This window comes from Paenibacillus urinalis (genome assembly GCF_028747985.1).
GTDB classification, from domain to species: Bacteria; Bacillota; Bacilli; order Paenibacillales; family Paenibacillaceae; genus Paenibacillus; species Paenibacillus urinalis.
In genome coordinates, this window is the sequence record NZ_CP118108.1 from 1861115 (window position 1) to 1872943 (window position 11829).

Below are 11829 nucleotides of genomic sequence, written 5' to 3' on the forward strand. Positions count from 1 at the left end.
AGACAGCCTTGACATTGAACGGCAGAGTTCAAAGGACAGGGCTGTCTTTTTATATACATACTTAACAGCAACATCTCGATTCCGCCTTAGGGATTTATCACGAATGTGATGATAAGCAGCATATAATGCACGTAAATATGGTTCTTGACCTTCACTTAGTTTATAGGAGGAGATAAGGGATGAATCTATACGGGTATCGTGAGCTTGAACAAGATCTTGATCACATAAAAAGCCTAAGAACGCCGATGAGTGAGCTGGGGACGATGGGATGCAGTGTGCTTGGAAGAAAGATTCCATACATTAGAATTGGAAAGGGGCCAATTCAGCTGCACGTCAATGCAGGTATGCATGCGAATGAGTGGCTGAACGTTCCTTGTCTGATGTATTTTGTCAAAAGCTACATGGCCGCTCTGGAAGAACAACAGGATTGGCAGGGCTGCTTATCCGATGGATGGGCTGAACAAGTGACCTTATGGGTGGTGCCAATGCTCAATCCTGATGGCATAGAATTGGTTCTAAACGGAGCGAATGCTCATCCCTTCTCTACAGAACTCCTCGAAATGAATGGCGGCAATCCTGACTTCTCGGGCTGGAAGGCGAACATTCGAGGCATTGATCTTAACGACCAATTTCCTGCTCATTTTTACGAAGAAGCGAAACGCCGTTCTGTGACTTGCCCTGGACCAAGAGATTATGGAGGAGAACATCCCCTGACTGAACCCGAGTCCAGAGCCTTGGCAGAATGGACGATGGATAAGAAATTCGACATGATCATCGCACTGCATAGTCAAGGGGAAGAAATATACTGGAACTATCGTGATTACGAGCCGGCATTCAGTGAGGCATGGGCTCAGCAGCTAGCAGCGGCAACAGGGTATGCTCCGGTTAAATTGACGGAAAGTGATGCAGGATATAAAGATTGGTTTATTCAGGAGTATGGCAGACCAGGCTTTACCGTTGAAACCGGACTCGGGACTAATCCGCTGCCAGTTCATCAATATATTCCAATTGCTGCTGAGGTCGAGCGGCTTATGGTGTCTGCCATCCGCCTGCTTCTTCGCTGAGATCTGAGTTATATGGCACACAATCTGGAGCAATTTGCATAAGGGAGGTATGGAAACCTCCCCTGAATTTACACGTATGTTATGATAGTAATAACCCGGAAGGAGTATGATCATCATGAAATGGAAGAAGCTGTTATCGCTAAAGTCTTGGTCTCATGTGTTTAAAAGGATGCCTGCTCTTCTCATGTCTTCAGAGGTTCAATTGCAGGACAAGCTTCTCTTCTTGGTTCCTGCCGCGGTATATTGGATTATGCCTGATGTGCTGCCTCTCCTCCCGATTGATGATATCGGGGTCACGATGTTCCTCATGAACTGGTTCGTTCAGAGGGCAGAACGCAAATATCCGAATGTAGTAGGCCGCAAATAGAAATGATGTATTATGAAATGGATTCAATCAGCAGATATTGCTAAATACACGCTTCTTGATTAAAATATAGGGTATTGAAATTGAGCCAATTTATAAATTGCTGACAGTTTCTATATAGATGACACTAGGAGATGAAATTATAATGAAAGCAAAAATTACTCGTAATGCCGCTAAAGTGCTTAAGCGTGAGCTTGCACTCCCTGAGAACGAAGGTAAATATGTACGCGTCCTGATCACACTCGATCATGGTGATCATGTACACTATGGGATTGATTTTGATACACCGAAAGAGAATGATGAGGTTGTATCTACAGACAAAGAAATCGACCTGGTGCTTGAAACAGGCAAGCCGATGCTGGACGGCATCAAAGTGGATTATCTGTACTTCCCTAAAGAAGGTTTTGTTATTACAAATCCTGCGCAAGGGAATCATTTCCACGACTAATTGTTAAGAAGCCGAATGATGTTTTTCTTGTGAGAAGGGGAGTACATGGCTAACGATATTCGAGTATGTGATAAATGTAAGCATGTCAAATTAAAGTCTTTGGTGCCTAAGCTTCAGAAGATGGCCCCAGATGCTGAGATCAAGGTAGGCTGCAAATCCTATTGCGGACCCTGCGGCAAAAGAGCTTTTGTATTCGTTAATGGACGTTACATCAGTGCACCGACAGAGGAAGAAGTGCTTACCAAGGCAGCTCCATTTATTAAAAATTAAGTTCTGTGCATAACGACCTTTCTTAATATCCATGCTAACAGATGTAGCAGGGACTTTGAGAGAGGAGTGTGCTTCGATATGAAACACGATCATTCCAGTCTGCAATCCTATACGACGGTGGCGCAAGCCTCCAACTCAGTAAAAAAACTGCATCATGCAGTTTCCCAGGCGATGTCGCATCCTACACCAGATATGCTCGAGCAAGCGAATAAGCGATTGCTGCGTGCAGAGAATGCAGTGGCGGTAGCCCGGCAGCAGCTAAACTACAGCGGTACTGAGTTTGCAGAGGAAATTCTCTCAGAAGAAAAGGAACGTCTCGCATCACTCCATGCCAGCCTGGCATCGAAGAAGCCTGAAGACAACTGACCTGCATACCAATGAACCCCCGTTCTCATAGGAGACGGGGGTTTTGTTGATGACGGCTACTTTTATTTCGACGAATCACGAAGCCTCGCGATCAGGTCGTAAGTAATGACTCGATCCGATATCGACAGCTGCTTCTTTGCATCGTCAAATGAAGCTTCGCAAGCATTTACGTTTGTCCGCTCTTCTGAGTCCGCATCATAACAGCTTCCATGTTCAAAGCGGTAATCGTCTGAAGGGATGTAATACAGCTCTCTTGTAGCGAAAGCGCCTGTACGAAGTACAACCATTCGATTTCGGCTGTTCAGCAGATCATTCCCCATAAAATACTTCGAATCTGTCTCGATACCGAGCAGATGAAGAAGGGTTGGGGCGATATCCATTTGTCCCGCTGGCTCTAGATATACTCCAGATCGTTTTCCATCAGGTAAATGGAGGAGTAGTGGTACTTGGTTCATGATTTGATGCATCTGGAGATCGCTAATTTTTTTGCCGAGGAAGGCCTCATAGCTGGACCGCTCCTTTAGAGAATTATCATGATCGCCATAGAGCATAAATAGGGTATCTTCCCACAGTCCCTCCTTCTTCAGCCGTTCAATAAGCTCTCCGATCGCCGCATCGGAATAATGCACGGCTTGGAGATAGTCGCCAAACAGAGTTCCGTTAAATTCGCCTACATCCAGCTCTTGTATAGATTCCGGAAGAGTATAAGGATGGTGGTTCGTTAGTGTGATCATAAAGGAATAGAAAGGCTCCTCATTGGTGCTAGTCAGTTGATCAAGCGATTGCCGGAAAAAAGATTTGTCTCCCAGCGACCAGCCGATCGGCTCGTCTATCGTGTAATCATTTTTGCTCATGAATTCGTCATATCCCATGTGGTTGTACATCGTATACCGGTTCCAGAAGCTGCTCTCGTAAGCATGATAAGCGCCTGTGTAATACCCTTGCTCTCCTAGAACAGACGGGAGCGAATCATAAGTATGATCCGGGTAGCGGGTGAATACAGATCCTGTCGGCAGGGGATGCAGCGATATGTTGGCAGATAGGTCAGCATCGGAGGTTCGTCCCTGACCGGTCTGATGATAGAAATTTTTGAAATATAAGCTGTCCTTCATTAATGCATTGAGATGCGGGGTGATCTCCCGCCCGTTTATGCTTTTGTTAATTACAAAATTCATTAGAGCTTCAACCTGCACGAGCATGACATTCTTACCTTTATATTGGCCAAAAGTGTCCGATGAGGCTGCTTTTAGCGCTTCCTGCTGCTTATAATCAAAGAATTGCCTAACCTCGCTCATTTCCTCATCCGTCAAGCCTGCTTGGCTATTCTGCCGCTCCTTATTATACCGGTATAGATCGTAGCCATGGAATCCGAGCAAGCCCGTTACATTATATAAGCTGAGGTTCCACCAGTTGCCGGTAAATAAACCGACCGCCCATGTGCGATTGTAAAATTCAATAGGACCAAAGGTAAGTACTGCACCGATCACAAGAGCAAGAGTGCCGCTGAGGAATCGCTGCCACTTAGGTGCATATTCTTTATCCGCGCTTCGCGCTCTAACTGTTCGTTTATTGAGAAAGAGAACGCATACAGAGAATACGGCAAGCAGCAGTAGATCTGCAAAAAACCACAGATCTGCAAATCTCAGAAGTGAGAAAATACTGTCATCCAGCGAGCTTAATTGACCAGCCTGCAGCAGTACAGGGATGGTGATGAAATCTTGAAAATACCGATAATAGACGAGGTCGGCATAGATGAGTGCGCTGAGGAGCACATTCAGTACAATTAGAGTGATAATTGCTGCGCGCTGCGGGAGCCACAGCACCCAGAACGAGACGAGCAGCAAAGATCCGAAAGTAATTACATAATCGAGAAAATTCATATCAATATTTCTGGCATTGAGCTGGCTGTGGAAGTATCCCAGCTTCAGAATCATCAGGATCACAAATATGAGGTAGTACAAATATCGTGAACTCCTCCACTTTATGGATCGGGAGGAGGGATACGAAGGTGTGTTAAGTAGCTTGGACAAGTATGATTCCTCCTTTGAACGTACAGGATACAAGATACATTATATCTCTCCATTCCGTTGTTTATGAAATTCGGAAGATGCAAACTAATGAACTAAAAAAGAGTAAACGGCTTAAGGTTTACTCTTTTGTGTTCAAGCATGCTTTAGTTTCGAGCTGGTTTAGGAGGCAGGGGACCTAGAAATTGATAGTACTGGGTCTCGATACGTCCATTGAACAGCTTTCTGCGTTTATCCGCCTTCTGATTGAAGTATCGTTCAAACGATTTGGTGGATGTAATCGCAAAGAAGGACCAAGTCGGTACCTCGGCGGCCACTCGTCCAAGCTGGCGAATGAGCTTTTCTACCTCAGCTTGTTCTCCTAGCCGTTCGCCGTATGGAGGGTTGGTAATAAGACATCCGTAATCTCCGGGTAAGCGCACTTTGGCTACAGGCAGAACATCAAGCTTAATTTCTTTGGCAAATCCTGCACTCTTGACCGCAGCTTGTGCTACCTCAATTGCACTCGGATCTATATCGCTGCCGGCAATCTGCAGAGGGATGTCATCTTTAACTGAATCAAAAGCTTCTTCGCGGGCTTCATCCCACAATTCCTTGGATACGAGCGGCCAATGCTCGCTATTAAACGAACGGCGAAGTCCAGGAGCGATATTCCAGCCTATCATCGCCGCTTCAACAAGCAATGTTCCTGACCCGCAGAATGGATCGTAGAAGGGACGGTGCGGGCCCCAGCGGCTGAGCTGAATGAGAGCAGCAGCCAAGGTTTCTTTGAGCGGGGCTTCTGTAACCAGCTTGCGGTAGCCCCGCTTGTGAAGACCTGCTCCGCTTGTATCCAGGGTCAGAAGCGCGATATCGTTATGAAGATTAACTTCAATGACGAAGCGGGCGCCGTTCTCTGGAAACCATTCGGTATGATAGGTTTGCTTCAGCTTCTCAACGATTGCTTTTTTGACAATACCTTGAGATGCAGGTACGCTGCTTAGCTGAGATTTATGAGATCTGCCCTCAACGGGGAACTCGCCGTTTTGAGGGATCCACTCCTGCCATGGAAGGGCTTTGGTTCCTTCGAACAATTCGTCGAAGGTGGTAGCCTTGAACTCACCCATCTTCACAAGTATGCGGTCGGCACTTCTAAGCCATAGGTTACACCGGGCAATATCTTTGAAATCGGCCGCAAAGGTAACTCTTCCGTTCTCTACAGTTATATCCTCATAACCGAGCAGTTTTAATTCTCTAGATACGACAGCTTCTAGTCCCATCGGTGTCGTTGCGATTAATTGCAAAGGTTGCATTGAAATGCTTCAGCTCCATCCTTGGTGACATTCTTTTTTTGAGATCAATTACGAATAGGATGCCCCAATATATTTTAAGCAAGCCTTGCTTGCCAAGGCTTGTACCAGTACAATAAGGTACGCGCCGTTCTCAGCTTAATTAAACAAACATTTATTATAAATTAATTAAATGAAGAAGGAAAGTTATTTAAGGGGGATTCCATATCCGATGATGATTACACCAGATGATTATGTCTCTAAATTATATGAAGAAGATGAAATGCTGAAGGAAGTGCTTGAAGCCATTAAAGAGCGTGGTATGCCTGAAGTATCGGTCGCAGCGGCATATGGACGGCTGCTCACAATGCTTGTGCGGACCTCGCGAGCAGAACAGATTTTGGAGATCGGTGCATTGGGAGGTTACAGCGGGATTTGTTTAAGCAGAGGATTAGGGGAGACAGGGCAATTAACCTCACTTGAAATTAAAGAAGAATATGCCGCTCTGGCTTATGAGCATTTGAGCAAAGCGGGCTTCGGCGATCGAGTGGAATATCGAATAGGACCGGCAGCAGACAGCTTGGCGCGTATGAAGGAGGAAGGGAAGAAATTTGACTTCTTTTTTATCGACGCTGATAAGCTGAATTATGCTGTATACCTGGAATATGCAATCGAATTGTCGAATCCAGGTGCGCTTATTATTGGAGATAATTGCTTCCTGCGCGGAAGAACTTTAAATCATGAGAAGAATGGTCCTTCGGTCCAGGCGGTCAGAAGATTTAATGAGCTGATGGCTTCTGACGATCGATTAATCAGTACATTGATCCCGGCTTATGACGGACTTGCTATTGCATATGTTAAATAAACAACGAACACCCTCGAATGCTTATTGTCGAGGGTGTTCGTTCATGTATAACAGATAAGAGTCAGGCTGATGCCGATTATACTTCGGATTTTCCGTAGGTTTCAAACCAGCCTTTAATTGTATCGAAGTCATCTGTGAATGCCAAGGAGAGAAGCAGCAGAATGCGAGCATGCTGCGGGCTCAGATTATCTCCCGATATGATACCCTCGCCGCCGCTATAGACACTTCCTGAACCGGTACGAGTCGTGGTTACGAATACAACGCCTTCCTCAATGGCTGTTCTTCTCTCAGCACTCATCGCACTGGAAATTCCGCCTGCACCTGTTCCGGAGGTGACAATACCCTTTGCTCCGTTCGCTACGAACCCGCTGATCGCACCAGCTCCTGCTTGTTGATAAGAGATCGCGATCTCAACTTTAGTATCGGCCAGCTTTTCTTTCGAGATTTTGGAAAGGTCGAAGACAGGCTTCGCTGTACCTTCCGGCTTCATTGCCCGGGCAGGAGCACGATAGATACGGATGTTATCTCCATCTATGTATCCGAGAGCGCCCAGCACCGGGGTCTCAAAAGTGTCGGTACGATAAGCGTTCGTTTTGGTTACACCTCTTGCAGAATGCAGCGTATCATTGAGCATCAATACCGTCCCGAAGGAAGTTGTGCGTCCACTTGCAGCGAGCTTAATCGCATTGAACAGATTGGCTTGCGCATCAGAGCCGATGACTGTCCAAGGACGCATAGAACCTGTAATAATAACGGGTTTATCGCTTTGGACCGTTAGATCCAGGAAGTAAGCAATCTCCTCCATAGTATCTGTGCCTGTAGTAACAACGACACTGTCATAAGTTTCAAGCGCTTTATCTACCGACATCGACAGGTCGTATAGGTCGGGTATGGTATAGGCAGAGGAGCCTGAATTGCCGAATTGCAGCGTGTTCACTTCAGCAAGCTTGTCCAGGTTAGGAAGGGAGCCCACCATGTCACCAATCGCCAGAGAGCCTGCTCTGTAGCTGGTAAAGCTGGTCTCATCTGTGGATTGTCCTGCAATCGTACCGCCTGTGCCAATCACAAGAACATTGGGTAATTCGGAGGTTTTGGCAGTCTCAGTAAGAGGCGGAATTGTCGTATTACGGATCGGTGCTGTGGACTGTACAGGAGAGGTTGTTCCTTGCACGACAACGGTAGCCGCGCTGGCAGTAGATGCGATGGGGGATAGAGACAAGGTTAAGGCGGTCAATGCGGCTGTACTCCAAAGGGCAAAATGTTTGCTGATTCTGTTGTTAGATTTCATTCCGTTACACTCCTCCAATGTAAATTTTGGTATGTAGTCTTGAGGAGTATTCTATATTTACGTTAGATAAAATGACAAATGTTGAAAATCGAAGAAAACAAAAGTTATTTATCGTATAATGGAGTTATTATGCTAAAACATAAGAAAATTGAATGAATATGAATTCCATATCGAATGATTTTAAGTTGCGATCCATTGATATCTGCGATATTTATGTCATTTATATTCACATCTATTAGTACCGGAATGCGATTATAAACATAAAGAAAGACATTCCAACCTGATAACTTGCAGGTAGAATGTCTTTTCTTTGATGAAACGGAAGCTTTGTTGAGGTGCTCCACTTGCTATGCAGCTGACTTTTTCCGTGAATACAGCTTCATATGCACCCATATCACATTGATCAACAGAAGCGCGCCTGAAATTATAAACAAGCCTTCAATGCCTATAAAGCCGGATAAGAAGCCGCCCGCTACAGCACCAATCATATTTCCTAACGCCAGAGTGCTGCTGTTGAACCCAAAGGCACGGCTCTCCATCCCGTCCGGTGTATAGGAACGAATCAAGGAATTCACACTTGGCAGAAGGCCGCCCATAAATATGCCCATTAAGAAACGAATCACGATCAGCTGACCGACATTTTGTACAAAAGCTTGAGGTATCAGGGTCAAGGCTGCTCCGATCAGGGCAAAGGTGAGTATACGATGCGAACCGATCTTGTCACTCAGCTTCCCGAGGAGGGGTGAGGCAATCATATTGGATATGCCTGCAACAGCGCTCACCATCCCGGCAAAGAAGGCGAGATTCTCTACCGTCCCATGCAGGTGAAGTACATATAGCGGAAGCAAAGACATGGGACTGATCATAGCGAACTGCAGCAAGAAGGTGACGGCGAACAGCGCTGGCAGCTGAGGTGTTTTGGTCAGCTCGTGCAGTCCTCCCATTACCGTCTGTGCTGGCAATTGTGCAGCCTCTTCACGGTCAAAGTTCTCTCTGACAAGAAACAGTGCCAGAAGTGAAGCAGAGAAGATCAGAATGCCTGTGATATAGAAAATAGGTCTAAAGCCCACGAGGTCAGCTAATATGCCTCCGATTAAAGGTCCCAGAATGGTTCCAGCAACCTGACCTGATTGAACAGTTCCCATGGCAAATCCCATTCGGTCTTTCGGTGTCGTTCCCGAAATCAGTGCGACGGCTGCCGGATTAAAGCCTGAGATTGTTCCGTTCAGTAATCTAAGAAACAGCAAATGCCATGGGTTTTGTGCAAATCCCATGAGGGTAATAACAATGGCCATGCCAAAGCCTGAGCGCAGCAGCATGATTTTACGGCCGTATTTGTCAGCAAGCTTACCCCATAGGGGCTGAAATATAAAGGAGGTAACAAAATTGGCTGCAAAGATAAATCCCGCCCACAGTCCGATCTCACGCTCACCGGTTACTCCCAAATCCTGGGCAAGGTATAATGATAGAAAGGGAGTAACCATTGTCATGCCGGCATTGACTAGAAATTGTCCGAACCATAGCACGATAAGGTTAATTTTCCATGATTTCAATTGATGAGGGTCACTTCCTTTCTGCCGCTAACGTACGGTTCAATTGTTGCCATTATTTTAGTATAACACACTACAGGAAGAGTCATTTCTGTGCGGAACTTGATGAATCATTGCTTTATCGGTTCTTCAGATTGCATTCATTTGCTTAAGGGAACCTTCATCTAATTGTCAATGGATGTTCGATTTCGCTTACTTGTTAGCTGGTTTTAAAAAGGGCATAATGGAAATTATAGAAACGACATTATTGGAGGCCAAGAAATGGCATATAACGATAGGTTTATTAGAGCAGGGTATAAGCAGCCTGTAGATCAGCTCCCCGTATGGTATATGAGACAAGCAGGGCGTTACGATCCCGAATACCGCAAGGTCAAAGAGAAGTACACTTTACTTGAGATTTGCAAGCAGCCGGAGCTTGCTGCCGAAGTCACCCTCATGCCTGTACGTAAATTGGGTGTAGACGCGGCGATTCTATATTCAGATATTATGAATCCGGTCGCTTCCATCGGGATTGATTTTGATATTGTGAAGGATGTAGGTCCTGTTATTCACAACCCGATCCGTTCTTCAGCAGATGTAGAGAAGCTTCGTCCAATTCATGTTGAGCAGGATTTGTCGCACATTATGGAGACGATACGTATTCTGGATAAAGAGCTTAAGGTTCCTCTCATCACCTTTGCCGGCGCGCCATTTACCATTGCCAGCTATCTGATCGAAGGCCGCCCTTCAAAGGGGTACATTCGAACCAAAGAAATGATGTACAGCGAACCAGCAGTCTGGTTTCAATTGATGGATAAGCTCGGTGATATGGTTATTACTTATGTAAGGCATCAGATTCAGAATGGCGGTAAAGCATTTCAGGTATTTGACAGCTGGGTGGGGGCCTTATCTCCAGCTGATTTCCAAATTTACGTGCTGCCAATCATTACGCGTATCTTCGACGAATTATCTGATCTGGACGTTCCGAAAATTTATTTTCCAGGCGTCAGCTCGGGCGAGCTGCTTCCTACACTTTCAGACATCAAGGCGAATGTAGTGGGCTTGGATTGGAGAGTGTCCATTAATGAAGGTCGAAGAAGACTGGGGAATAAGTTCGCTGTTCAAGGGAATCTCGATCCATACGTACTTACAGCACCTATTGAAGTCATTAAGAAGTATGCAAAAAGTATTATTGACGAAGGAATTCAGCAGCCTGGATACATATTTAATCTAGGGCATGGTCTATTTCCCGAGGCTTCTATTGACAAGCTCAAGGAGCTGACAGATTATGTGCATGAATATTCAGCTGAAGCGCTGAAGGTTCAGAATGCACACTTATAAACATACAGAGACAAGGTGGGAATTACTATGAGCAACCAAGTAGGCGTGCTTGTCATGTCGTATGGCACACCACAAAGCATGGAAGATATAGAGGCGTATTATACACATATTAGAAGAGGAAATAAGCCATCTGAGGAGCAGCTTCGTGAACTTACGGAACGATATGAAGCTATCGTCGGCGGGGTCTTCCCTCTCCGCGAGCATACGAACAGTCAGGTGGAATCCCTTGAGAAGACGTTAGCACAGGATGAGCGAGCCTCTGGGGTAGAATTCCGTTGTTATCAAGGTCTAAAGCATGCAAGTCCGTTCATTGAAGATGGAGTGGATGCAATGGCTAAGGACGGCATTAAAAGAGCGGTTGGTATCGTTCTTGCCCCTCACTACTCCATGATGAGCATCGGATCCTATATCAAAAGAGCCCAAGCGAAGGCAGAAGAGCATGGGATTGAGATGAGCTTTGTTGAATCCTATCATCTGCATCCGAAGCTGATTGAAGCATTGTCTGTACGCGTTAGTGCTAAGCTCGATCAATTTGAAGAAGCGGGTGCGAAGCGCGATTCAGTTCGTGTTCTGTTCAGTGCACACAGCTTGCCGGAGAAGATCATAGAGATGGGAGATCCTTACCCGGATCAGCTGCTGGAAACCTCCAAGGCAGTTGCGAACCAGGCAGGCATAGAGAACTGGCAGTTTACATGGCAGAGTGCTGGTCAGACGGCTACCCCATGGCTGGGACCAGATATTCTCGATACCCTGCAGGTGCTGAGCAAGGAACAGGTTGAGGATGTTCTGGTGGCACCGGTCGGTTTTGTATCCGATCATCTTGAAGTACTATACGACCTGGATATTGAAGCGAAAGCGATCGCCAAGGAGCTCGATATGCGTCTAATGCGGATCGATTCACTTAACAATGATCCATTGTATATGGAGACACTGAGCGACTGTGTCATTAAGTCCTGGCAAGGCATAAACTGAGTTCTTAGATAATGCTGTAGGGAGCTT

General features: G+C 45.9%; 12 protein-coding genes. 8 read left to right on the forward strand and 4 right to left on the reverse strand.

Translation table 11 applies throughout. The annotated features are described in order from the left end of the window. The first annotated feature begins 179 nt into the window (after window positions 1–179). The 5 genes from PUW25_RS08615 to PUW25_RS08635 all read left to right on the forward strand — a co-directional run bounded on the left by PUW25_RS08615 (window position 180) and on the right by PUW25_RS08635 (window position 2512). The gene (locus PUW25_RS08615; protein ID WP_047909882.1) at window positions 180–1064 is read left to right on the forward strand and encodes a M14 family metallopeptidase; all 885 of its coding nucleotides are present in this window, start codon (window positions 180–182) and stop codon (window positions 1062–1064) included. 115 nt (window positions 1065–1179) lie between these two features. Next, window positions 1180–1431 (forward strand): hypothetical protein, encoded by a 252-nt coding sequence (locus tag PUW25_RS08620; protein WP_047909881.1) that lies wholly within the window; start codon window positions 1180–1182, stop codon window positions 1429–1431. Between the two features lie 142 nt (window positions 1432–1573). After that, a complete protein-coding gene (locus PUW25_RS08625; RefSeq protein ID WP_047909880.1) occupies window positions 1574–1876 on the forward strand; it encodes a heme biosynthesis protein HemY in 303 nt (100 codons plus the stop codon). A 45-nt stretch (window positions 1877–1921) separates the two neighbouring features. Continuing rightward, entirely contained in the window at window positions 1922–2146 is a 225-nt protein-coding gene (locus tag PUW25_RS08630) for a YuzB family protein (RefSeq protein WP_047909879.1), read from the forward strand. Between the two features lie 78 nt (window positions 2147–2224). Further along, window positions 2225–2512 (forward strand): hypothetical protein, encoded by a 288-nt coding sequence (locus tag PUW25_RS08635; protein ID WP_047909878.1) that lies wholly within the window; start codon window positions 2225–2227, stop codon window positions 2510–2512. A 62-nt stretch (window positions 2513–2574) separates the two neighbouring features. On the opposite strand, the gene PUW25_RS08640 is transcribed toward PUW25_RS08635, so the two are convergent. Further along, entirely contained in the window at window positions 2575–4473 is a 1899-nt protein-coding gene (locus PUW25_RS08640) for an LTA synthase family protein (protein WP_238546258.1), read from the reverse strand. 212 nt (window positions 4474–4685) lie between these two features. Beyond that, window positions 4686–5831: a THUMP domain-containing class I SAM-dependent RNA methyltransferase gene (locus PUW25_RS08645; RefSeq protein ID WP_047909876.1), complete on the reverse strand. Its 1146-nt coding sequence runs from the start codon at window positions 5829–5831 to the stop codon at window positions 4686–4688. A 208-nt stretch (window positions 5832–6039) separates the two neighbouring features. Here PUW25_RS08645 and PUW25_RS08650 point away from each other — a divergent pair, with 208 nt between their 5' ends. Beyond that, window positions 6040–6672: an O-methyltransferase gene (locus tag PUW25_RS08650; protein ID WP_047909875.1), complete on the forward strand. Its 633-nt coding sequence runs from the start codon at window positions 6040–6042 to the stop codon at window positions 6670–6672. 76 nt (window positions 6673–6748) lie between these two features. Here PUW25_RS08650 and PUW25_RS08655 read toward each other — a convergent pair whose 3' ends face one another. Together PUW25_RS08655 and PUW25_RS08660 are read right to left on the reverse strand one after the other, a co-directional pair. Beyond that, entirely contained in the window at window positions 6749–7960 is a 1212-nt protein-coding gene (locus PUW25_RS08655; RefSeq protein WP_274336920.1) for an asparaginase, read from the reverse strand. Between the two features lie 347 nt (window positions 7961–8307). Then, entirely contained in the window at window positions 8308–9513 is a 1206-nt protein-coding gene (locus PUW25_RS08660) for an MFS transporter (protein WP_047909873.1), read from the reverse strand. Between the two features lie 258 nt (window positions 9514–9771). Here PUW25_RS08660 and hemE point away from each other — a divergent pair, with 258 nt between their 5' ends. Together hemE and hemH are read left to right on the forward strand one after the other, a co-directional pair. Beyond that, window positions 9772–10830 carry a uroporphyrinogen decarboxylase gene (hemE, locus tag PUW25_RS08665; protein WP_047909872.1) on the forward strand — a complete coding sequence of 353 codons (1059 nt, stop codon included), beginning with the start codon at window positions 9772–9774 and terminating at the stop codon, window positions 10828–10830. Window positions 10831–10857: 27 nt separating this feature from the next. Beyond that, window positions 10858–11802, forward strand: coding sequence for a ferrochelatase (hemH, locus tag PUW25_RS08670; RefSeq protein ID WP_047909871.1), 945 nt, complete (start codon window positions 10858–10860; stop codon window positions 11800–11802). Window positions 11803–11829 lie beyond the last annotated feature (27 nt).